This is a genomic window from Sulfitobacter maritimus (genome assembly GCF_013346665.1).
In the GTDB taxonomy this organism is placed as follows: Bacteria; Pseudomonadota; Alphaproteobacteria; order Rhodobacterales; family Rhodobacteraceae; genus Sulfitobacter; species Sulfitobacter maritimus.
This window is the reverse complement of the sequence record NZ_JABVBB010000027.1, coordinates 1-19932: the sequence shown is the minus strand read 5'-3', so window position 1 is coordinate 19932 and position 19932 is coordinate 1. Positions and strand designations below refer to the sequence as shown.

Here is a 19932-nt window from a genome sequence, read left to right as displayed (position 1 = left end):
CATGTCGCTAAGCTATCTCGAAACCTCCCTCGACAGGATCGCCGCCGCCACCCGCGACGATGTCATCGAGATCTGCATCAATCCTAACGGAAGCTGCTGGGGAGAATTCCAGGGCGATCACTTCATGCGAAAGCTGGACCAGAGGCTGACCGCAACAGAAGTCAAAGACCTCGGCAACCAGATCGCCTCTTCCGCCAACACGACAATGAGCAAGGATCGCCCGATCGTTTCGGTCTCGATCACCTACAAGGGGCGACCGATCCGGGCGCAGGTCATCACTCCACCTGCAGTGCTAACCGCCATGTCGATCAGCCTTCGGTTCTTTTCAAGCCTGCCACTCGACGGGATCGCGCTCGATTTCCTCTATGGCAAGGAACGCAAACTCGAAGAACTCCGCCTCGAGAAAACCCGGGAACTGCGCGAGGTGGTGGCCGCGGGCGCCATCGACGATGCGCTGGCCTTCTGCGTAGACAACAAGCTCAACATGATCGTCTCGGGCGGTACTTCCACCGGCAAGACTGTCGCCGCGCGGAAGATCCTCTCTCATGTGCCATCCGAGGAACGCATCGTCACCATCGAGGAAGCCGCCGAGCTTCTGCCGACCCAGCCCAATGCCGTGACCCTCATCGCCAATCGCGACGCAGAATTCCAGACCGCCGATGTGCTTCTCACCGCCACGCTGCGCATGCGCCCCGACCGGATCATCCTCGGCGAGGTGCGCGGCAAGGAGGCCATGACCTTTCTGGAAGCCATCAACACCGGCCATGGAGGCTCGATGACCACGCTGCATGCGGAAACCCCACAACTCGCCGTGCAGCGCCTCGCGATCGCGGCCCTCAAGACCGAAATCCCGATGACCTATGCCGACATGATCCAGTACATCGAAAATTCCATTGATGTGATCATCCAGGCCGGCCGCCATGACGGCAAACGCGGCATCACCGAATTCTACCTCCCCGGCGCAACTGAGATTGGAACTTCCTCATGAAGACCTTTGAATACGATATCTTGTCCTTTCCCATGACCCGCAAAACCAGCCTTGCCGACATGCGGGCCAGCCTGAACGAGAAGGGCGCAGACGGGTGGGAGGTGGTGTCGATCAGCACTTCGGAATTCGCCAATATCGGGCACACGGTCTTCTTGAAACGCGAAACCACCACAATCGGAGCCACGGCATGAGGCCGGCACGGCTAACCCTTGCTTTGACCGGGGTGGCCCTGAGCCTACTGGCTGTCCCCGCCTTCGCTGAGCGGAATCTGTTGCCGACCCTTGAGCGCAGCTTCAACGTCTGTCCAGACCGCGCCGCTGAGCCCATGTGGATGCAGGAGATCCCCCTGCGCCAAGCCTATCAGCGCGTGTTGGTCCAGGACATCTACCGCGCCCAAAACCTCGAGCGCATCGTCGAGACCGGCAGCTGCGACTGTGAAATCCGCTTCCCATCTTGGGACGCGGCCGAGGCGGTGTTTCGTGAGCGCCACGCCAGTGACGAACGGTGGGAGATGCTTCAGGCCTCAGACGCCTACAACCGCCGCACCAACGCCGCCCGCCTTGCCGCCAAAGCCATCTGCGAAGCCGCGGGCAATTGGTAGGGCAGCCCCGTTATGAGCGTCGTCACCTACTTCGTTGAAACCTCGCAGGGCTACCTCGACACCGCTGCGGAAACCCAGTTCGGGTCCGTTGCGGCAACAGTCGGCACGCTTTTGATGCTGGGAACAACGCTGGTGGTGATCCTCGTCTTCCTCAACATGATCTACCAATACAAGGCGATGGACGGGCGCACGGCCTTCTGGCTCGCAGTCAAGATCGGACTGATCGGGATATTCGCGACCAACTGGGTCCAGTTCAACGCGCTGGCCTCCGCAATCCTTGCCGGCATCGACAGCATTGCGGGTGCCCTCGTGGCTTCGGTCGGTGGTGGAACCCCGGGTCCCTCCGGTACTTTCGCCGAAGAATTCGACCGGTTGATCGCCGAGTTGGGGGACTATTTGAACGCCGCTGGTTCCGAGTTGAACTGGATGGCCGGCGCCATGCTCGACATTGTTGGGGTCCTCTTGCTCTCGATTCTCGGCGGACTCGCAGCCTTCATACTCGTGGCCTCGCGTTTGATGATCGCACTTCTGATCGGGATCGCTCCAGTCATGATTTTCCTGACTCTCTTCGAGGTGACCAAGGACTATTTTGCACGCTGGCTGTCCGCCCTGGTCTCCTTCGCGCTTTACCCGATCGTCGTGGCCGGCGTGTTCGCAACGATCACTGGAGTCTCTTCCGCTCTGATCGGTGAGCTTGGCGACCCGGAAGGGGCATCAAATATAGGCGCCCTCATCCCCTTCTTCATGATGGTTCTCATGGCCAAGGGCTTCATCATCGCCACACCCTTTATCGTCCGTGCGATCTCGGGAAACATCATGATGCCCGCCCTCTCCGGTGGCCTAGGCGGCGGTTACAGCTTCGCCCGCGCCGCCATGGGCAGCCAGCAGGCCTACAACCGCTATCTGATCGGCGGTGCCAGTGGCGCAGAATACGCAGCCCTCAGGGCGCGGCAGTTTTTTGGTGTGCAGCAGATGCCAGTGCGGCAAGGCATGGGACAGACAGGTCAGGCAAGCGGCACTGGGTCACCGGGGGCAGGGTCTCAAATGCTGGCTCAACTGGCCCGGTTGGGAAGGCTGGGGCGGCGGTGATAGCCACCTGACAAAAACCTGCCAAAACTGCAAAGGTTTTGCCGGGGGTTTTTGTCTTGGCTGCGCGGTTGATCTTGGGCGGGGCAGGCGAAATGGACAAAAACGACCGTTTATGGCGAAGTCGGTACGAACCCCGGACGGAGGCGATGGACGTTCGGTCGTGTCACGAGCTGTGCGACAGGACGTTGAGAATCTTGCCGGTGGGATCGGCCACGAAGAACCGGCGCACGCCCCACGGCTCGTCCGTCAGATCGTAGATGATCTCGCAGCCCAACTGCTTCGCCCGGTCATGAACCATGTCCACGTCATCGACCTCAATGGAAAGATCGGGCACCGGCGCACCCGAGCCGCCTTCACTCATCAGGCTCATCTGGGTCGTCGCACTTGCCTCGGAGCCAAGTGTTACGATCCACCCAAAGTCCATCAGGACCTCAAGCCCGAAAAGGTCAATATAGAACGCTTGCACCTCTGCTGGTGCAGTTGCCGCGACATTCGCAACGATCCGCAATACCGCCATTTTTTCCCTCTCAATATCTAGTTCAACCTGAAAGTATCTGAAGCGTTGCGCCTCTGAAATATGGGCAGCGGCGACCCTGTAGAGGTGGCCGACAGTTCAAAGGGCAGTCAGATGTATGTGCGTGGCCTCCTCCGTCATCGTGACACTGGTGCGCCGATAGTCGCGATTCAACGATGTTGTATCGAATAGCGCGATGCCTTTCCCCAGGAAGCGCGGAACCAGGCGCAGATAGATTTCATCCACTTCCCCGCTTTCCATGGCAGACTGCGCGGCGCTGGCCTCACCGATAATCATGATGTCGCGCTCGCCACAAACCTGATGGGCGGCCGTCAGAGCGGCCGTGAAATCCGGGAGAAACGCGAAGGAGATTCGGCCGTTTTCTTTCGGTTTGGTGTCGGGGCGCTCGCCGCCGAAGACCAGAACAGGAACCTGATACTCGTAGTTGCCCGCAAACCAGTCCGGGTCGTCGGCCATGTCAAACGATGCCCGGCTCATCACGACTGCGCCGGTTCGCAAGACCAGTGGGGCGATCAAACCGGCACGGTGCATCTCTTCGACGGGAAAGATGCTGTTGCCGTTCTCGTCGGCCCAGAAACCGTCGATCGACATTGCCGCATCCAGCAGGACTCTGCTCATTCTGTAGATTCCTTCAGGTAACGAACCAGACTGTCCGCTGAACCGTTCTGGCCACGCTCGGCATTGTCGATCATTCTGCCAAAAGTGATTTCCGTCATGCTCTGATCCTTCAGATATATTTGCAGTCTTGTTGCGAAAGGCGTCAATCGACGCGAACAGCCGTTCGGTCACAGAGCGGCAACCACTCGTTCTCGGGTTTCCACTCCCAGACGATCTCCTGCCTGCGATTGTTATCGCTGAAATTGATCGTCGCGCGCTCTGTCGGGCCGCTCAGGGTCCAGTTGTCGCCATCCCGCTTCAGCTCGTAGGTCCGCATATGGCCGTGATTTTCGAAGGAATTGGCGAACATCCTGCCTGTCTCCGGGTCGATGCCCCTGACCCAATGGGTGTCGAACACCGCCCCGCCGGGGCGCGCGCACTCGTCCTCGATCTGGAAGAACCCGCCGGTGTGCCACCAGGCCTTGTGCTCGCTCTCCCATTTCTCCCCGTTCGCCTTCGGATCGTCGCCGGACTGATCGGTCCCGCCGTAGGACGTTCCTTCGGCGCGCCATTCTCCCAGGAACACATCAAGCTCCGTTGGTTGGCGGCTCGGTTCGTTCGATTGGCTCATGGTTATTCGTCTCCTTCCTGCTCGATATAGCGCGTCAGTTTGTCGAGGATTTCTTCCCAGCCGTGTCGGCGCATATCGGCTGTCTCGCCCTTTCCAAGAAAAACCGACTGGTCGATGAGGGTCAGACGGGTTCCGTCCCCTTCGGCTTCAAGGTGCAGGGTCATCATGGTTGCCGAAGTGGCTTCACCCGTGCTCGCGGATCGCATCACCCCGGCGCTGACAATCCGGTGCGGCGGGTCAATATTGAGAAACCGGCCGAAACTCTCGGCCACCGGGTCGCCCTCGGGGCCAAAGCGCGAGGTTTCGATTCCGTCCTCGCGGAAATCCTGCTGGAACTCCGCAATGACCCAATCATTGCCCGGCACGTCCCATTCCAGGCGCTGTTCCCGATCCGCCCATGCCTGGAAAACCCGCTCCGGCGGCGCTGCCAGAAAGCGCTCGGATTTGATCGTATCGGGTGTGATCTGGTCAGTCATCGGAATTTCCTCTTCGTTCAACAAATGATTGCAACCGGTCCAGCCGCTGTTCCGCGTGGCGGCGGCGCTCGCCCAACCACGACTCGACCGCAGAAAGAGCTTGGTGATCGACGCGGCAGAAACGGGTGCGGCCCCTCTTCTCGCTCACGATCAGGCCGGACTGCTCCAGGATGCGAAGATGCTGGCCAACGGCTGACAATGACATGTCGAGGGGTTCCGCTAGTTTGCCGACGCTCAACTCGCCGTCGCACAGGCGGGCAACGACCTCGCGCCTGGTGGGGTCGGCAAGCGCTGCGAAAGCGGCGTCCAAGCTGGAATCATACTGAAGCATGTACTTCAGTATAGGGTGGTTCAATCCGCTGACAAGTGACCCGCCTTGACAGAAACATAACCCCAAGGCTATGAATAACTCATAACTTTGGAGCTATGATTTCGATGCCGCTCGCGCAGGACGAAGTATTCCGGTCGCTTTCGGACCCGACCCGCAGGGCCATCTTCGAGCGCCTGTGTCTCGATGGCGCGCAGAATGTCGTGGCACTGACCGAACACGCCGGGATTTCACAACCCGCTGTCTCGAAACATCTGGCCGTTCTCAAACAGGCAGGCCTTGTCAGTGGAACACCGGAAGGGCGTCAAACCCGCTATGTCGCCAATCTCGAGGCGCTGGCACCTCTGATTGATTGGACACAGACCATGAGCCGGTTCTGGGATGCGAAGCTCGACGGATTTGAAGACCTTCTGAAGAGGACGGACCAGTGATGGAAACCGACACGAACTCGCGCTCGGTGGTGAAGGAACGCGAGCTGAATCACGCGCCAGAGAAGGTCTGGCGGGCGCTGACGCAGAAGCACCTCATCGAGGACTGGCTGATGAAAAGCGATTTCAAGCCGGAAGTCGGTCACCGTTTCGATCTCGAAGCCGACTGGGGCAAGGTGTCCTGCAAGGTACTGGCGGCCGAACCACATGAACGCCTGTCCTACACCTGGGCGGCGCACGAGCTGGAAAGCGTCGTCACTTGGACCCTCACTGAAACCGCCACCGGCACGCATCTAAAGATGGAGCAATCCGGGTTCGGACCCGATCAGGATCAGGCCTACCAAGGAGCCAGGGCCGGTTGGGAACAGTTCCTCGACAATCTGGAGAAGGTCGTCGCCGGTCTCGATGAAAAGGACGAGCGATGAACATCGTTCTCTGGATACTTCAGGCGCTGCTGGCACTGCACACGGCCATCGGCGCGGGCTGGAAGCTCTTCAACTCGGAACAGGCCGTCCCGACGCTGGCCGCGATCCCGAACGCTGTCTGGATGCTCCTGATCCCGTTCGAACTGCTCTGCGCCGTCGGTCTGGTCATCCCTGCTGTCGCGCCGTCGCTGGCATGGCTGGTGCCGGTCGCGGCCATCGGGATCGCGATGGAAATGCTGGTCTTCTCCGGCGTCCACCTGCGCGCCGGGGCAGAGGATAGCGGGCCGATGTATTACTGGCTGGGTGTCGCGGTCGTTTGCGCGGTGATCGCGCTCGGGCGGCTCTTCGTCGCGCCGCATTGAGACAGAGGGGCAGGCATGGCGGACGATTCCGAAGTCGAGAGCCTTCTGAACCAGAAAAACTGGCAGGACGAGCGGCGCAGGCTGCGCGATATACTACTCGATTCCGGCCTCGAAGAGCGCGTGAAATGGGGCAAGCTATGCTTGGCAGGGCAGCAACGTCGCCATCATCTACGGGATGAAAAACTCCTGTGCTGTCGGGTTCTTCAAGGGGTCGCTCCTAAAAGACGAGGACGGCCTTCTCGTCCAGCCCGGCAAGCACTCCCAGGCTATGCGGCGGCTTCATTTCGAGAGCCCGGAAGAGATCGAAGACGGCGAGGACACGATCAGGCGTTTCATCGACAAGGCGATACAGGCGGAAAAGGACGGCCTGGAAGTCGCGTTCACCGAAAAGGACAATCTCGACTATCCCGACGAGCTACAGGACGCGCTCGATGACGATCCCGAGCTGGCGGAAGCCTTCGAAGAACTGACGCCGGGACGGCAGCGCGGTTGGGTTCTGCATTTCTCGGACGCCAAGCAGTCAGAAACGCGGGCGCGGCGCATAGAGAAGGCCCATTCGAAAATCATCGGCGGGAAGGGCTGGGACGAAAGATAGTATTAGGACTGCTTTGAGTTGTTCCAGACACTCTCCGCACAGCAGTTTCTGCCAAAACCTAAGCGTCTATGTCACCGACGATAACGACCGATACTGGTGAAAAATTCCAACCCGGCCAGTTCGCGTCGGTTCAGCGAAGGGTTCGAGAGACGACTTCGGCAAAGGCCTCCGGCGCGTAGGTATAAGCCACGTGATCTCCCGGGAAAATCACCGGTTCCTGCCCGAGCTGTTCGGCGAGCGCCAGGCTGGCCTGGTGCGTGGATTCACCTTCGGTCGCCTCACCCGCCCCGACCACGATGCGCCCCGGTCCGTCCACCAACTTCGCAACATCGGGCGTGAAGGCAGTAAGGGGACGCATTCCATGGGCGAAGAAATACTCCATGTTGCCGTTGATCCGTCCGAACGTCGCTGCCTCCTCCGCCGATTGCGGTTGGGGCGGAGCCTCGCCGTTTGCCATGCCGCTCACTTCCAGGAAGGTCTGGAAGGCCGACTGAGCGCCGCCGTTCTGATACGCGGTATAAATTATCTCGTCAGCAGCCAGGGCCTCGCTGGGATCATCGAGAAGCATCACCGCACGCGGCTCGTGTGCTATGACTGTTGCAATCCCTTCCGGGTGGTTTGCCGCAAGCGCGAGGGCAATTTGCGCCCCGCCGCTGGTGCCGAAAACATGCACCGGAGCGTTACCAAGATGGGCGATGATCGCCGCCATGTCAATGGCAAGGAGCGCCACGTCTAGATCGGTGTCCCGTGCATCGCAGACGCTGCGCGAATTGCAGCGCGGATCGACAGCGACGGTGGTGAACTCATCCGCCAGCGCCTCGGCGAGGCCGACGAACACCCCGGCATCCTGTGGTCCGCCGGGAATGAGCAGCAACAGCGGGCCGCTGCCGCGAATTTCAAAGTAGAGCGAGGCACCGTTCACCTCAAGCATCCGGGATTGTGCGGCCATATCAGTCGATCCTGTGGTTTGTGAGAGTGCCGTTGAGACGGGCGTGAAGAGTGCGAGTGAAGCGGCGCAGACGGTCAGCCTCATCTCATTTAACCGGTAGAGTCGCACAGGGGGTTTGGGTGCGCGGGCGATGATGCCCTTCGCCTCGAGATCGAGCTGGGCTGCCTTCAGCCACCAGCCCGCCTTGGCACCGCCGGGAAACAGGTCATCCGGCAATTTCGGCAGCAGTTCCGCATTGGCGTCGGGCACCTTCATTCCCGGAGGCTCATCGGGCAGCACCGAAAGCAGCGCATCCCGCATGGCAGTGAACTTCGCCCTGTCCACCCGCTGGATGTGCCCCGGACTTACAGCATTCTCGATCTCGATTTTGTCTTCCGACATCTCAGAGCACTCCGTTCACGTAGTCAATCTTCGGGGTCTTTAAGCCCATCGGCAGCCAGCTCGCGAAAAGCCGGACAAAAAACATCGGCGACGTGCGGGCCGGATGTGGTGCAGCCTCGACCGCTTGTGTCGCCTCGACGCGCTGGCGCACCAGCGTGATCCAGTGTCCATGGGTGAAATCCAGCATGAGAAAGCTGTTGCAGCAGGTTGCCACCACCCGGCGGGTTGGCGAATCCGGTTTTAGCCGATGTTCGCGCAGGTGCTCGGCACCTTTCAGGCAGATCACACGATCCTTGCGATAAACGACGTAGGGAACGCCGCCATCCGCCATCTTGACGGGTTCCGCGCCCGGCAGCTCCTCAAGTTCATCCGCAGCCTCGCGACAGCCATCGCAATGACAGACGGTCGTCAGGATCGGAATGCCCACCGCCTCCAGTTCCACTTTGCCGCAGAGGCATCGGACGCTCGTGACTTCGGTTGACATCCCTACAGCTCCCGCAGTTGATCTTCGTTGATTAGACTGGACCGTCCAGTTTGATTTGTCAAGGAAAGCGTAGTAGTCTTGATCCGACGCGTGGAAAGGGAGCGAAAAAATGTCGAATGGAGCGGACACTCGCCTGCGCCGAACCCGCGCCAGGATTATCGACGCGGCAGAGGAGGTATTTCCGGAACATGGCTTCCTCGGCGCCAGCATGGATGCTGTGGCCGAGCGCGCCAGCGTGTCGAAACAGACCGTGTATGCACACTTCAACAACAAGGAGGCTCTGTTTCTTGAAGTCGTCCAGTCGATGACCGCCGAAGCGGCCTCCGAGATCGGAGAAGATCGGGGCGACTCGGAGGTGTTCAGTGAGCCGAGCGCGCGCATCTGTCTTACCGATATCGCGCTCGATCAGCTCAGGGTGGTCCTGACGCCCAGGCTCATGCGCCTGCGGCGCATGATCATCGGTGAGGTGGACCGTTTCCCCATGCTCGGAAAATCGCTGCACGAGACTGGGCCGCAACGCTCGATCCAACGCCTGACGAGGGCTATCTCACATTACTCTGCCACGGGAGCGCTGAATGCTTCCGACCCGGAGAAGGCGGCCGTGCAGTTCAACTGGATCGTGATGGGAGCGCCGCTGAACTCCGCGATGCTGCTCGGCGATGCAGGCATCCCGAAGGACGCTGCCCTGCGCGAACATGCAGAGGAGGCAGTGGGGTTCTTCCTCGGCGTTTACGGGGGAAAAACGTCGGCTATTGGACCGAAGTGAAGTTTGCGCTCAGCACCGAAGGAATCACGACAATGAAACGCCACATCAATCGTTTGCAGTACTTTTTCTATATTCTTGCTCTCTCTGCATGTGAGCCCGCGGGGACACCGGCCCCTGGGGGAGGAGGCGCAGATGAATGCGGCGCGTCACGCTATCAGGGCTATGTCGGCAGGGACGAAGCTGTAATCGTCGCTTCTGATTTGCCCGTGTCGGTGCGGATTTTGCATCCCGGAGATATCTTAACGATGGAGTTCAAGGCCAATCGACTGAACTTTCTGGTAGACGACAGCGGCAGGATTGATCGCGTCTACTGTGGCTAGTGATGTGCCGCTCCGGCCCCCAAGCACCGTTGTTTTGAACAATGGTTAGACGGCGAGATGCACTCGCGGGTCAGTCTTCCAACACGTCCAGCGTGAAGTGTTCGGAGCGGAGTGAATTCAGCAGATCGGCCGCATCGAAGATTTGGCCAGGGGTGTAAGCACCGGCTCGATTGAATTCCGGCCGAAGGAGCCGTCCGGCAGCCTCACAGACGAGCGGTGCCGAGAATGCGTAGATGTCACGCCCCTGTGCCACAACCCGCCTTTCTTCTTGGCCCAACCTTGCAACGATCTCGACCACGAACCTTTGTGGCGACCTTCCGGTTTCATCGAGTCGGGGCACCGGTGTCGATGTATCGCGTATGTCCTCGATCGCGTTGGCGCTCAGGAAGGTTCGGACTGCCTTCGGTTTGAGGTGTCGCGAGATCAGTATGATCTCGGAGAGAGGGACTTCCAGTGTTCGCTGATGTCCGACAGGCTGCACGAAGGTCCCCTCACCTTCGGCGGGTGGCAATTGCACGGGAACGAGAGCCCCCTTCTCAACCACCAATCGCCGCGCGGTGTTGCGCTCGCCGGTCAGACGCGTCCCCCGCGTCGGATGCCAACTGTCGAGGCCGATCATTACGTTTATGTCATCTACGCTGGCCCACCCCTTCGTCGCTACCGTGGCGAGCAGGTCCGCAAAGCCGCCGAAGAAGCCCATGGCGGGCAGTACGACGACCCCGGCTTCACGTGCGGAGCTGTCGAAGGTCTCGAAGGTTTTCTGGGCGCTGGCCTGCTCCGCTGTCACATCGAGATAGTGGAGCCGCTTTCGGACGGCGGCCCCTGCGATCGCATTGGCGGTATCCAGAAACGCGCCTGCACAGTTGATGACCGCCGCCGCGCCTTCGAAGGCCGTATCGAGGCTCAAGGGATCATCGACGGTCGCACACCGACGTGTAACCTCTCCGGGAAACTGGGCCGCCGAAATGGCCTCGGAGCTTCTCGCCACCGCAATCGGGCTCACTCCACGCTTCAGCAATTCACTGACGACGAGCCGCCCGGTGTGACCGTTCGCGCCGTACACCGCGATTTTCCTTGAGATATTCGTCTCTGCATCGCTCAATTTAATGGCCTCCCTGTTGCCCCAACCACGGCGGAAAGGCCGGCCAGGAGTAGCTTTGGACTACGGATATGCAATTCGCCTTGGCACTGGTGAACTCCAGCACATGGCAGAACCGGCGGCGGTGTCCGTTTGCGAAAACAACCTCGCCGCTGGCCGCGCCAACCTTGCCGTGGGAAACGGCGTGATCGACGGTGATTTCCGCTGGCTTCGCCTGCGACGCCAGATACTTCATAATTTCTTCGCGTCCGTCCGTCGAGCTGTCAGTACTCCGACTCCAGACAACATCTTCGCTGAAAATCTTCGCCTCTGCCTTGCCAGACTCCAACGCAATCGCAACATCCTGCGCGAACTTGTTCTTGGGTGAATTGCCGCAGTCCTTACTGCCTTGAATCTTGGTCATCTCTCATTCCCGAAGCCGGTCACAGTTTTCCTAAAAAGGCGATGCCTTTGTCAGGTCTCGCCCCGGAAGGCTGCCTCCAAGCTGGCGATGTCGATCTTCTTCATCTTCATCATCGCAGATTGCACCCGGCCGGCAGCTTCCCGATCCGGGTCACTCAACATATGGGTCATTGCAGTCGGAACGACCTGCCAATGGACGCCGAAACGGTCACACAACCATCCGCACGGCCCTTCGCTGCCGCCCTCGCTCAGCGCCTCCCAGAGCCGGTCAGTTTCGGCCTGATTAAGGGTCGCAATCGAGATCGAGTGATCTTTGCTGGGCGCAAAATTCTCATTGCCATCCAACGCCATAAAGTGTGTATCCATGACCCTGAAAAGCACCATGTTCATACTTGAGCCGATTGGCTGCACATGATCGACATGGGTATTCGGAATGGTCTCGGCGTAGAACCGCACGGCATCTTCCGAACAGTCTTTGAAAAAGATGCACATTCGGGCATTTGGTCGGTCAGTCATTATTCTAGTCCTTTCCGTTTGATCTGGTTACATCCGGGGTTGTGACAGCATTTGAAACGGGAGTTATTTGGGTAGTCATCCGGCTACGCCAAAAAGCTGTTCGATGTAGTTTCGCAGATGATCAACGCTCTCACGGGCAAGCTCCGGGTCGCCCGTCGCCTTGGCGAGAATGAACCCGCCCTGAAGCACCGCCTGCGTATGACGGGCAAGGCTTTCAGCAGTCCAGTCGGCGTCAATGCCACGCTGTTGCCTAGCCGCTTCGATATCCGCCTCAAGCGTGGCGGCATGGCCGAAGATGCTTTCTGCACAGGCATCGCGGATTGCCGGAGCGCTTTCATGAACTTCCTGCGTCATGGTGCCCACGAGACAGGTGAACTCGAAAACCTCTCCGCCGATTATCCCTTTGCGGAGATCGAGATAGGCGAGCACTCGGTCCAGCGGATCGTCCAGCTCATGAAAGGATGCGTTCGCGAATAGGGCGCTGGTCGTCTCTGCCCAGTGGTTTGCCGCAGCCACACCAAGCGCCTCCTTTGTCTTAAAGTGGTGGAAGAACGCGCCCTTCGTGACCCCCGCCTCTTGGCACAGGTCGTCAACGGATGTTGCGGCAAAACCTTTCTGGCGGACCACATCGCAGGCCGCTTCGAGCAGCCTGGTTCGTGCATCTCCGCGCTCGGGGGATTGTTTGGTCGGTCGTGGCATGGCAGATACATACCGTACAGTTGGTATCTATTCAAGTTGAATACCGAGGAAACATCATGTCTGACAATTGTGACCTCACCGCAGCAATGCCGAAAAAGGCAATCCGCTGCGGCAATCTCAGGGGGTCGGTCCAACTCCTAATTCTCTTCAACCGGTTCTCCATCGACCGGATAAGTCAAACAGGGGTCAAGAATGATCTGACGCTCTCCGGCGCGGTTGTAGCCGCCCGCGAACTGGACGGGCTCGCCCGTCACATCCTCGGGGTAGTAGGTCACGCACATGACCTGAACCTGCTCCGGCTGGCACATGATGAGATAGGCCAGCGCGCCGTCCCAGTGGCTTTCGACAATTGGCCCTTCGATCACCATGCTTACCCGGCCGTTGACCTCCGGCGCGCGGTCGATCCAGTCGGGCATGGTCTCGCAGGTGGCCGGGGTGCCGAACCCCTCGCCGGGCCGAAACGGCCCTTCCTCAGGGTACAGCGAATCATCGGCCATCGCCGCCACGCCCCAGACACAGGTTGCCAACAGGGCAACCCTCGATAGTGAAAAACTGGTCATAAATTTTGCCTGCCTCGACTTTTTGTTTGTTTGGCCCGCCACTGCGGACCCGGCCAAGATAGGCGCAATGCGGGCCTGCGTCTTACATGATTCTCCGATGCCTGTTAGAATCCTCCTGTTTCGATCGGATAAACAATGACACAGGCCCAAAATGACGACACCTATCTGGACCATGCCGACTACTATGCGCGCGGTCCCTACGCCCGGTATCTGACAGACCGGAAGGTCATCGGGCGTCAGCCGGTGGCGATGTTTTCGGCCAATCAGCCTGCCGGTCAGTTTCCCGATCCACCCATGCCGACCGTTCTGCTTTACCTCGCACGACAGGGCGTGAAGGAAGCGAAATTTGACTGGGGGGCGGGGCGTTGGACCGGCAGATGGCGTCGTGACGATCTCACGCTCGTCCCCCCGGATGCAGCCTCCGATGTGTCACTCTCCGACCGGCACGGGTTTCTCGGTGTCTGCCTGCCAGTCGCGATGTTCAGCGACGATATGGACCCGGCCGGAAAAGCCGCCGTCGAGCGCCTCGGCAAGCTCTACGCTGCCCCGTTCCAGGACCGGCTTCTCACCGACCTGTGTGACACTCTCTGGCACGAAGGCGGGGATGACGGATCAGGGTGCAACCTTTTCGCGGACAGCGCCCTTCAGCTCCTCGCGGATCGTCTGCGTCATCTGGTGGGAAATAAAAATCTCGCGCCCCGAACGCACGGCCTGTCACCCGCCAATCTGCATCATTTGGACGAATTCGTTCGCGCGAAATTGCACGGCGCGATCACAGTGGCCGATATGGCCTCTGTTGCCAATCGCAGCCCGTCACACTTCTCGGCGCTCTTCAAACGGACAACCGGTCGGACGCCCTACCGGTACGTTCTGGCCCTGCGGGTCGAAAGAGCGGAAGAGCTGATGACCGAGATTCCCGGGCTTGGCCTTGCTGAAATCGCGCTCGCGAGCGGCTTTTCCAGCCAGTCACACATGACAGCGGTATTCAGGCAGGTCAGAGGAAAGACGCCGGGCGGTCGAGTATCGGACGCTGTTTTCGCTATGAGCCCTATCCCTCAAGCAATCGACCTCATTTTCCTAGCGCGGATCATCGGGGAGTTACTATCGGGCAAAGAGGCTATCGACGCGGTCTTCGCCGTGAGAGCCGTCAGTCTGGTTGCTGTAGCCTGGGGCGTGCGCGAATGCACTGAGAAGGGAACGATCAGCCGAGAATGCCCCGGCTCCAAAACCTGCCGGTCTGCCCGCTTGAAGCCCGAAGGTGCATCGCACCAGCGAGTGATCGGTTTGATCGGTGAAGCCCCCTAGAACGCCATCGGCAAAGTCATCGACATCCGGTCCAGACACAAAGGGGCTTCCCTCCATGACGGTCAGCTCGGTTGCGAGTGCCGTCGATAATGCAGCTCCCATTTCGTGGGTCGGCCGACCCAGCGACATCTCGCCCACCGTGATATGAACCGCCACGTTGCCATCGCGAAGCGCGGAAATGTTCGGTTGAAATTGAAAGACAGGGTTCATTCCGTGGATCAACCAATAGTCGAAGTTCGTCCTTACGCGTCGAAGGGTTGCTTCGTATTCGGGCAACAGGACCGAACCGCCCGATGTGGCGCTGTCGTCAAGCCCGGACAGCCCCCTCTCCGCCAGAAAACGCTCGATCGCAGTGTCGATCCCGTCATGGCGACCTGCCTCGTACATCGCCTCGTTTGCTGCCAGGACTTCTGAAGGGTCCTCAAGGAGCATCATTGATGGCGGTTCGTGCGCGATTACGCTCTTGACGGCATAAGGATGGTTCGCCGCCAGGCTCAGGGCAACATGAGCGCCACCCCCGGTCCCGAAGACGAAAGCCTGCCCACCGGTCAGCTCGGTGATGACTTCTGCTGCGTCATCTGCCTCTGAATTGACATCGAATGCAGCTGTAAACTCCCTGCATGAACTGCGGGAGTTGCAACGGGGGTCGATGGCAACGACGGTGAAACACGCGCTCAATCGCTCTGCCAGTGTCGAAAATATACCGGCATCGAACGGGCCGTCCGGGATGAGAAGCAGCATGGGGCCAGACCCTCGTTGCTCATAGTAGATCGACGCGGCAGGCACCTCGACAAACCCGCTTATCACGTCCGGGTGAAGATGGGCGTCCCCGGATTGTGCCCGGGAAAAGTCCGGCGACGCAGCGAGTATCATTGTTAACGCAAGAGCTGGGTAAAACTTCGCAATGCTTTGCATGTGAGCTGCCCGCTGCCTCGATTAACCGTTGGTTCGTTCCATCTGCGGAACCGAATGCAGGATACAATCGCAAACCGAACAGTCTTTCGGAATTATCTGATCCTTGGCAGAATCTGCTGCAAATAGGCAGCGCGGACGGGCTGCCTGCCCCACCTTTCAGGACGGTTTTCGGGCGTCTCATGCCCGTCCGCGCGAAGCGCCGGGCCTGTCGGCGGGTAGCCTTCAGGTTGCCCACCGAAAGGTCATCATAAAAAACCGCCCACCGCCTCGATCACGCCAGAACGCAAAAGGCCCCCGCATGCTGACGGGGGCCTCGATCATTTCGGCGGTGTGGGCTGTTACTCAGCGGCCATCCGGTCGGCCTGCGCGGTGCGGTCCATGATGTAATCCACGGCCTTCTGCGCCTCGGACGCCGCGCGGAAAATCGCTCGGCTGTCTTCCTTCATCGCCTCAAGCCATCCTTCGACATAGGCCGCGCTCTGGTCAAATTCAGGCTCCACCCCGATCTGCGCGCAAAGCATGCAGTTTCCGATTTCCGCGACCAGCTCCTCGAAGGCGTAGGCCTTGCGATCATAGAACCGGCCCAAACGGTCAAGCCGCTTTGTCGCCCCTGTCCGGTGGGTCAGCTCATGCGCCAAGGTGCCATAATATCCTGCGGCCTTGTGAAACGTCGCAATCGGCGGCATGTGGATGCGGTCCGTCTTGATGTTGTAATAGGCACGCGGCTCCTCGGTGCTGTCGATCTGCGCACCGGTCGCGGCAAAGAACGCCTCCAGCTCGGGGTCGGCCTCGGTGCCAAGATCACGGGGCGGATCAGGCAGGATATAGAATTCAGCGGGCAAGCCCTCGATCTGGTCGGCGTTGAACACGCGGTAGGCTTTGGCATAGGGGATCTGGCGTTCCTCGCCGTTCTCGTCCTCACGCTCGACGGTGCCGTATTTCACCACGGTAGCAGATTTCTCACCCTTGCGGACATGACCCCCAAGCTGCTTGGCCTGATTGAACGTCATCCAGCGGGCTGAGCTGTAGTCCTTCAACATCGCCGTGGCCCAAAGCATCAGGATATTGATGCCCCGATAGGCTTCGCCGTTGAACCGTTCCGGCAAGCTGACCGATGCCCCGCAGCCGGTCCACAGCTTGCGCCAGGGCGGTGTTCCGGCCTCGATCTGCGCGACGATCTGATTGGTAACATGGGTGTAAACGTCAAACTTCTCTGCGGTCATTTGTGACCCTCCTTCGAGTGACGCGGGCCGGGTCTCTTCCCCTTTCCGCCAATGGGCGGGCCTTCCTGTTCTGATCTTTGGAATGCCCATGCATTCCGAAGGGCAGAGCAGGTAAGGGCAAAGCCCGTCTTGCGGCCCGGCGGGGCCGTGACAACTGGGTGGAGGGCGTGAATTTGGGAGGGAACCGCGCGCCTGCGCGTGGGAGGAACCGGAATTCTCGACCGGAACCGACGCCACAGGCGGCGCTTGCCGGTTTTCTCGGACCTGCCGGGATGGGAGGCGGATCAACAGAATTTGGAAACTGACAGGATTGGCCGTCAACCGAGGCTTTGCCCAAGTGATATCGCCCGCAAAGCTTGGAACCGCAGGTGAAGAGTTTGCATAAGTGCGCCCTTAGGGGCGCCGAGACATCTGGCAGCCTTGCATTTTCACGCTGTTCATTCGCGTCGCGAACGGCCCTGACCTGCCGTTCAATCCCTTGCCGATCGCCGCGGTGCAGCTTCACTAGACCGGCCATTCGTCCATCGCGCAGCATCATCGGAGGATGAAGGTCGGCAGGGCGGACTTTTCTGACTTTCGCCGCAAGTGCGCCAATGGCGGGTTCAGCGAACTTTTAGATGAACGGTTTTCTAAGGTGGTCGTTATGTAAATCGCCTTGTTGTATTACAATCAGTGCCATAGAATTTTATTCTATCTCAAGGGTATACAGATCTGCACACAGATTAAGAATATTTTCAGCGAGAAGAGAACTGATGGCAAGCGAACGGTATTTTGAAATCCTTCTATCTCGGTCCGTCATGCATGTTTTTGGCGACGGATATTCGCTTATTGCTCAGCAATTGACACTTCCGAGTGGACGCATCGATATGTTATTGCAGCATCGAGACGGCACAAAACACGTGATAGAAGTGAAGAAGGACAAGGCGAAGCCTCACGCCATTGATCAAGTCACGCGTTATGTAGAGGACTTTAAGTTACACAGTGCTGGCAATGTGCAGGGATGGGTAGTGGCAAATGAAATCCCAGAACAAACAGATAGTTATGCCAAAGACAATGGGGTTCGAACATTAGCAATACCTGAGAAAAACTATCCAGCGATCATGGCTGTATCAGGGATATCAGAAGAAGAGTTGCTCGGAAAACGTGTGGAGGCTGGTATACTCATTGGCGGCGGGGTCCAGTCGTTTCGAAAAAATGGGGTTCCGCTTGAAGATGCCGTTGCTGAACTAAACGCAGATATGCGGGCCTATGTGATGCATCAGCATCATGCAGGCACTTTCGAATTTCAAAGCGGGAAAATGCAAATCGCTATCATCTACAAGGGAATTAAGATCGGAGGCATAAACCGAGGTCACAAGCACAATTTCATCTCGTCAAATATCATACTTGATGGGGCGGATGAAGCCATTTTAACCAATAACGGCTTCGTAAGGATAACCAAAACACAAGTTAGTAGCTCTCATGTGCATGTGTATTGGAAAAATAGGATTGATGATGTTGAGGCGTTGGACAATGTGCTGATGCATTTTTCGGCATCGATAGACAGACGTTTATTCGCTGCGCAGTGACCGCAGCCGCTTAGAGATTGCGCGTATTCAGCGAGTTACCGGGCGGAGCGGACGAAGGATGCATTCGATGTGCTTGCCCCAATGTAGGATTCATCCTCGCCAACGCTGACAAAATCCACCTGCGATCAGTAGTTCTCCAACGTCACGTCCGTCGGGTAAGCTGCAAACGCCAACTTCGCGATCATAGCTACGTCGTCCTTCTAAGGTGCATCGAAGCTGAGCGTTTTTGACCATTCCCTCGATTTGGCGCGTCGCGCGATCTCCAAATTTAGTGCCACGTTCAGCACAGTCGAGATTAGCCAACCGGATTGGGATTAAACCAACAACAACAGTATCGCCATCTCGGATGCGGGTAACGGTGTCAACAAGCTGCGCCCCGGGTAATGCAGCCGTGGTTTCATGCATTCTACGGCCGATCTTCCACGCACTACCGCCAGTCCATGCGCCTCCCCCGTTAATTATTCGTGGTTTGCTGGCCTTTTGCTGCACGGCATCCTGATTTTCAGTCCATTGCACTGTCGCAAATAGCAAGACGGCGCAGGTGATGACCGATAGGAATAATGACAGACCGTTTTTGCGGCGGCGAGATTCTCTGGCTTTTGACATGCCGTCCAGTTTACCGGGAAAATCAGGCACAAATTTGGCGATAAAGCTTCGATGAAGTGCGACCTGTGACCGTTAGGTTAAATCACTGTTACCGGACCGGATTTGCATGTTCGGCTGGCTTAAAACCATCCAGTAAACGCTCTTTTCTTGACTGCCTGAATGACGGCATATTCTCAATTTCGGGAGACTTCACCCGAAACCCGAGTAGTTGTAAGAGAATTTTGCCTCTTCTGCGTTAATGGACATCCGCGCGCCCCGCAGCCTTAGCCAAATTGGGCTCAAACCGGACATTGCCTACGGAGCTGTCAAATGACCGGTTTGGGCCGTCTGTGACGACGGCCCAGCGGTTTAGATTTCGATAGCTTCGGCGATCACCAGCGCATCTTCAAGCTCGACGCCGAGGTGCCTGACAGTGCTGTCCATCTTGGTATGACCCAACAGCAGTTGGACCGCCCTTAGGTTGCCTGTTTTCTTGTAAATCTGCGTGACTTTCGTTCGCCGCATCGAGTGCGTGCCATAGGCGCTTGCCTCCAGACCAATGGATGTCACCCAGTCACGCACAATGCGCGCGTACTGGCGGGTAGAGATGTGAAGCCGTTCGTGAAAACGCCCAGGCCAGAGGTATTCGGATCCGACCCTCAGCGGCTCCCGCATCCATCTTGCCAGCGATGCACGGGTGCCTTCGGAGATTTCGAAGCGCACAGGTTTCTGGGTCTTGCTCTGAAGAACCGACGCGCGTTCCTTGATTTGGCCGGATGCCATAACATCGACCACCCTCATTTTCACCAGATCGCAGCCGCGCAGCTTGCTGTCGATGGCAAGATTGAAGAGGGCCAGATCACGATGGTTCTCGGCCAATTCCAGCCGCACCCTGATCGCCCAGACGTGTTTGGGCTTGAGCGGCCTTTTCTGGCCGACGATCCGGCCTTTGTTCCAGGCTGGGCGTAAGGCGCGGATGGCCGGTAAGTTTGATGTTTCCATGATGGATCCTCCGATCCACCACGCCCTCCCACATCGACAACCCGACGTTGACAAGACATCATACCATATGATGCTGCGCCGCATCCGAGGTCGGCTTTGAGCC

27 protein-coding genes are annotated in these 19932 nt (G+C 58.6%); 12 read left to right on the top strand and 15 right to left on the bottom strand.

Going from position 1 to position 19932, the window contains the following annotated elements:
- Position 1: 1 nt before the first annotated feature.
- Genes HTT03_RS08015 through HTT03_RS08000 form a run of 4 tightly spaced genes read left to right on the top strand, consistent with a single transcriptional unit; the run spans position 2 to position 2678 of the window.
- Positions 2–988: an ATPase, T2SS/T4P/T4SS family gene (locus HTT03_RS08015; protein WP_174859336.1), complete on the top strand. Its 987-nt coding sequence runs from the start codon at positions 2–4 to the stop codon at positions 986–988.
- Positions 985–1179 carry a DUF4177 domain-containing protein gene (locus HTT03_RS08010; RefSeq protein WP_174859335.1) on the top strand — a complete coding sequence of 65 codons (195 nt, stop codon included), beginning with the start codon at positions 985–987 and terminating at the stop codon, positions 1177–1179. The genes HTT03_RS08015 and HTT03_RS08010 overlap by 4 nt, the downstream gene beginning before the upstream one ends.
- Positions 1176–1589, top strand: a complete 414-nt coding sequence (locus tag HTT03_RS08005; RefSeq protein WP_174859334.1) for a hypothetical protein — start codon at positions 1176–1178, stop codon at positions 1587–1589. Before HTT03_RS08010 ends, HTT03_RS08005 begins: the two co-directional genes overlap by 4 nt.
- Positions 1590–1601: 12 nt before the next feature.
- On the top strand, positions 1602–2678 hold the full coding sequence (locus HTT03_RS08000) for a TrbL/VirB6 family protein (RefSeq protein ID WP_174859333.1): 1077 nt from the start codon (positions 1602–1604) through the stop codon (positions 2676–2678).
- A gap of 163 nt (positions 2679–2841) precedes the next feature.
- On the opposite strand, the gene HTT03_RS07995 is transcribed toward HTT03_RS08000, so the two are convergent.
- From HTT03_RS07995 to HTT03_RS07975, 5 genes are all read right to left on the bottom strand, one after another.
- On the bottom strand, positions 2842–3195 hold the full coding sequence (locus tag HTT03_RS07995; RefSeq protein WP_174859332.1) for a VOC family protein: 354 nt from the start codon (positions 3193–3195) through the stop codon (positions 2842–2844).
- A gap of 96 nt (positions 3196–3291) precedes the next feature.
- Positions 3292–3831, bottom strand: coding sequence for a dihydrofolate reductase family protein (locus HTT03_RS07990; protein ID WP_174859331.1), 540 nt, complete (start codon positions 3829–3831; stop codon positions 3292–3294).
- A 142-nt stretch (positions 3832–3973) separates the two neighbouring features.
- Positions 3974–4441, bottom strand: a complete 468-nt coding sequence (locus tag HTT03_RS07985) for a hypothetical protein (protein WP_174859330.1) — start codon at positions 4439–4441, stop codon at positions 3974–3976.
- Between the two features lie 2 nt (positions 4442–4443).
- Positions 4444–4917, bottom strand: coding sequence for an SRPBCC domain-containing protein (locus tag HTT03_RS07980; protein WP_174859329.1), 474 nt, complete (start codon positions 4915–4917; stop codon positions 4444–4446).
- Entirely contained in the window at positions 4910–5227 is a 318-nt protein-coding gene (locus tag HTT03_RS07975) for an ArsR/SmtB family transcription factor (protein ID WP_217482772.1), read from the bottom strand. Before HTT03_RS07975 ends, HTT03_RS07980 begins: the two co-directional genes overlap by 8 nt.
- Positions 5228–5352: 125 nt before the next feature.
- Between HTT03_RS07975 and HTT03_RS07970 the strand changes: the two genes are divergently transcribed.
- The 4 genes from HTT03_RS07970 (at position 5353) to HTT03_RS07955 (ending at position 7055) form a co-directional block, all read left to right on the top strand.
- On the top strand, positions 5353–5676 hold the full coding sequence (locus HTT03_RS07970) for an ArsR/SmtB family transcription factor (RefSeq protein WP_174859327.1): 324 nt from the start codon (positions 5353–5355) through the stop codon (positions 5674–5676).
- Positions 5676–6098 carry an SRPBCC family protein gene (locus tag HTT03_RS07965; RefSeq protein WP_217482771.1) on the top strand — a complete coding sequence of 141 codons (423 nt, stop codon included), beginning with the start codon at positions 5676–5678 and terminating at the stop codon, positions 6096–6098. Before HTT03_RS07970 ends, HTT03_RS07965 begins: the two co-directional genes overlap by 1 nt.
- Positions 6095–6460, top strand: a complete 366-nt coding sequence (locus HTT03_RS07960; protein WP_174859325.1) for a DoxX family protein — start codon at positions 6095–6097, stop codon at positions 6458–6460. Before HTT03_RS07965 ends, HTT03_RS07960 begins: the two co-directional genes overlap by 4 nt.
- A 175-nt stretch (positions 6461–6635) precedes the next feature.
- Complete coding sequence (locus HTT03_RS07955; RefSeq protein WP_217482770.1) at positions 6636–7055, top strand: YdeI/OmpD-associated family protein; 420 nt, start codon at positions 6636–6638, stop codon at positions 7053–7055.
- Between the two features lie 130 nt (positions 7056–7185).
- Here the strand turns inward: HTT03_RS07955 and HTT03_RS07950 are convergent, their stop codons facing one another.
- Positions 7186–8385, bottom strand: coding sequence for an alpha/beta fold hydrolase (locus HTT03_RS07950; protein ID WP_217482769.1), 1200 nt, complete (start codon positions 8383–8385; stop codon positions 7186–7188).
- A 1-nt stretch (position 8386) separates the two neighbouring features.
- Positions 8387–8869 carry a GFA family protein gene (locus HTT03_RS07940; RefSeq protein ID WP_246253393.1) on the bottom strand — a complete coding sequence of 161 codons (483 nt, stop codon included), beginning with the start codon at positions 8867–8869 and terminating at the stop codon, positions 8387–8389.
- 109 nt (positions 8870–8978) lie between these two features.
- Between HTT03_RS07940 and HTT03_RS07935 the strand changes: the two genes are divergently transcribed.
- Positions 8979–9635: a TetR/AcrR family transcriptional regulator gene (locus HTT03_RS07935; RefSeq protein ID WP_174859324.1), complete on the top strand. Its 657-nt coding sequence runs from the start codon at positions 8979–8981 to the stop codon at positions 9633–9635.
- Between the two features lie 32 nt (positions 9636–9667).
- Positions 9668–9955, top strand: coding sequence for an I78 family peptidase inhibitor (locus HTT03_RS07930; RefSeq protein WP_174859323.1), 288 nt, complete (start codon positions 9668–9670; stop codon positions 9953–9955).
- Between the two features lie 70 nt (positions 9956–10025).
- Here HTT03_RS07930 and HTT03_RS07925 read toward each other — a convergent pair whose 3' ends face one another.
- From HTT03_RS07925 to HTT03_RS07905, 5 genes are all read right to left on the bottom strand, one after another.
- A complete protein-coding gene (locus HTT03_RS07925) occupies positions 10026–11057 on the bottom strand; it encodes an NAD(P)H-binding protein (protein ID WP_174859322.1) in 1032 nt (343 codons plus the stop codon).
- A gap of 1 nt (position 11058) precedes the next feature.
- Positions 11059–11457, bottom strand: coding sequence for a nuclear transport factor 2-like protein (locus tag HTT03_RS07920; RefSeq protein WP_174859321.1), 399 nt, complete (start codon positions 11455–11457; stop codon positions 11059–11061).
- A 50-nt stretch (positions 11458–11507) separates the two neighbouring features.
- Positions 11508–11972, bottom strand: coding sequence for a VOC family protein (locus tag HTT03_RS07915; protein WP_174859320.1), 465 nt, complete (start codon positions 11970–11972; stop codon positions 11508–11510).
- A gap of 75 nt (positions 11973–12047) precedes the next feature.
- On the bottom strand, positions 12048–12671 hold the full coding sequence (locus HTT03_RS07910; RefSeq protein ID WP_174859319.1) for a TetR/AcrR family transcriptional regulator: 624 nt from the start codon (positions 12669–12671) through the stop codon (positions 12048–12050).
- Positions 12672–12808: 137 nt separating this feature from the next.
- On the bottom strand, positions 12809–13231 hold the full coding sequence (locus tag HTT03_RS07905; RefSeq protein ID WP_174859318.1) for a hypothetical protein: 423 nt from the start codon (positions 13229–13231) through the stop codon (positions 12809–12811).
- A 135-nt stretch (positions 13232–13366) separates the two neighbouring features.
- Between HTT03_RS07905 and HTT03_RS07900 the strand changes: the two genes are divergently transcribed.
- Positions 13367–14536: a helix-turn-helix domain-containing protein gene (locus HTT03_RS07900; protein WP_174859317.1), complete on the top strand. Its 1170-nt coding sequence runs from the start codon at positions 13367–13369 to the stop codon at positions 14534–14536.
- 1253 nt (positions 14537–15789) lie between these two features.
- Here the strand turns inward: HTT03_RS07900 and HTT03_RS07895 are convergent.
- Positions 15790–16674 (bottom strand): ArdC family protein, encoded by an 885-nt coding sequence (locus HTT03_RS07895; protein WP_174859316.1) that lies wholly within the window; start codon positions 16672–16674, stop codon positions 15790–15792.
- A gap of 752 nt (positions 16675–17426) precedes the next feature.
- On the opposite strand from HTT03_RS07895, the gene HTT03_RS07890 reads away from it, so the two are divergent.
- Positions 17427–18242, top strand: coding sequence for an endonuclease NucS domain-containing protein (locus HTT03_RS07890; protein WP_174859315.1), 816 nt, complete (start codon positions 17427–17429; stop codon positions 18240–18242).
- Between the two features lie 90 nt (positions 18243–18332).
- Here HTT03_RS07890 and HTT03_RS07885 read toward each other — a convergent pair whose 3' ends face one another.
- Both HTT03_RS07885 and HTT03_RS07880 read right to left on the bottom strand, forming a co-directional pair.
- Entirely contained in the window at positions 18333–18848 is a 516-nt protein-coding gene (locus HTT03_RS07885) for a thermonuclease family protein (RefSeq protein ID WP_174859314.1), read from the bottom strand.
- Positions 18849–19196: 348 nt separating this feature from the next.
- Positions 19197–19829, bottom strand: a complete 633-nt coding sequence (locus tag HTT03_RS07880; RefSeq protein WP_174859313.1) for a tyrosine-type recombinase/integrase — start codon at positions 19827–19829, stop codon at positions 19197–19199.
- Positions 19830–19932: the final 103 nt, after the last annotated feature.

What these genes read in the sequence shown, in the direction of transcription:
- HTT03_RS08015 (WP_174859336.1), top strand. Translation starts at nt 2, where the DNA reads ATGTCGCTAAGCTATCTCGAAACCTCCCTCGACAGGATCGCCGCCGCC.
- HTT03_RS08010 (WP_174859335.1), top strand. Translation starts at nt 985, where the DNA reads ATGAAGACCTTTGAATACGATATCTTGTCCTTTCCCATGACCCGCAAA.
- HTT03_RS08005 (WP_174859334.1), top strand. Translation starts at nt 1,176, where the DNA reads ATGAGGCCGGCACGGCTAACCCTTGCTTTGACCGGGGTGGCCCTGAGC.
- HTT03_RS08000 (WP_174859333.1), top strand. Translation starts at nt 1,602, where the DNA reads ATGAGCGTCGTCACCTACTTCGTTGAAACCTCGCAGGGCTACCTCGAC.
- HTT03_RS07995 (WP_174859332.1), bottom strand. Translation starts at nt 3,195, where the DNA reads ATGGCGGTATTGCGGATCGTTGCGAATGTCGCGGCAACTGCACCAGCA.
- HTT03_RS07990 (WP_174859331.1), bottom strand. Translation starts at nt 3,831, where the DNA reads ATGAGCAGAGTCCTGCTGGATGCGGCAATGTCGATCGACGGTTTCTGG.
- HTT03_RS07985 (WP_174859330.1), bottom strand. Translation starts at nt 4,441, where the DNA reads ATGAGCCAATCGAACGAACCGAGCCGCCAACCAACGGAGCTTGATGTG.
- HTT03_RS07980 (WP_174859329.1), bottom strand. Translation starts at nt 4,917, where the DNA reads ATGACTGACCAGATCACACCCGATACGATCAAATCCGAGCGCTTTCTG.
- HTT03_RS07970 (WP_174859327.1), top strand. Translation starts at nt 5,353, where the DNA reads ATGCCGCTCGCGCAGGACGAAGTATTCCGGTCGCTTTCGGACCCGACC.
- HTT03_RS07965 (WP_217482771.1), top strand. Translation starts at nt 5,676, where the DNA reads ATGGAAACCGACACGAACTCGCGCTCGGTGGTGAAGGAACGCGAGCTG.
- HTT03_RS07960 (WP_174859325.1), top strand. Translation starts at nt 6,095, where the DNA reads ATGAACATCGTTCTCTGGATACTTCAGGCGCTGCTGGCACTGCACACG.
- HTT03_RS07955 (WP_217482770.1), top strand. Translation starts at nt 6,636, where the DNA reads ATGAAAAACTCCTGTGCTGTCGGGTTCTTCAAGGGGTCGCTCCTAAAA.
- HTT03_RS07950 (WP_217482769.1), bottom strand. Translation starts at nt 8,385, where the DNA reads ATGTCGGAAGACAAAATCGAGATCGAGAATGCTGTAAGTCCGGGGCAC.
- HTT03_RS07940 (WP_246253393.1), bottom strand. Translation starts at nt 8,869, where the DNA reads ATGTCAACCGAAGTCACGAGCGTCCGATGCCTCTGCGGCAAAGTGGAA.
- HTT03_RS07935 (WP_174859324.1), top strand. Translation starts at nt 8,979, where the DNA reads ATGTCGAATGGAGCGGACACTCGCCTGCGCCGAACCCGCGCCAGGATT.
- HTT03_RS07930 (WP_174859323.1), top strand. Translation starts at nt 9,668, where the DNA reads ATGAAACGCCACATCAATCGTTTGCAGTACTTTTTCTATATTCTTGCT.
- HTT03_RS07920 (WP_174859321.1), bottom strand. Translation starts at nt 11,457, where the DNA reads ATGACCAAGATTCAAGGCAGTAAGGACTGCGGCAATTCACCCAAGAAC.
- HTT03_RS07915 (WP_174859320.1), bottom strand. Translation starts at nt 11,972, where the DNA reads ATGACTGACCGACCAAATGCCCGAATGTGCATCTTTTTCAAAGACTGT.
- HTT03_RS07910 (WP_174859319.1), bottom strand. Translation starts at nt 12,671, where the DNA reads ATGCCACGACCGACCAAACAATCCCCCGAGCGCGGAGATGCACGAACC.
- HTT03_RS07905 (WP_174859318.1), bottom strand. Translation starts at nt 13,231, where the DNA reads ATGACCAGTTTTTCACTATCGAGGGTTGCCCTGTTGGCAACCTGTGTC.
- HTT03_RS07900 (WP_174859317.1), top strand. Translation starts at nt 13,367, where the DNA reads ATGACACAGGCCCAAAATGACGACACCTATCTGGACCATGCCGACTAC.
- HTT03_RS07895 (WP_174859316.1), bottom strand. Translation starts at nt 16,674, where the DNA reads ATGACCGCAGAGAAGTTTGACGTTTACACCCATGTTACCAATCAGATC.
- HTT03_RS07890 (WP_174859315.1), top strand. Translation starts at nt 17,427, where the DNA reads ATGGCAAGCGAACGGTATTTTGAAATCCTTCTATCTCGGTCCGTCATG.
- HTT03_RS07885 (WP_174859314.1), bottom strand. Translation starts at nt 18,848, where the DNA reads ATGTCAAAAGCCAGAGAATCTCGCCGCCGCAAAAACGGTCTGTCATTA.
- HTT03_RS07880 (WP_174859313.1), bottom strand. Translation starts at nt 19,829, where the DNA reads ATGGAAACATCAAACTTACCGGCCATCCGCGCCTTACGCCCAGCCTGG.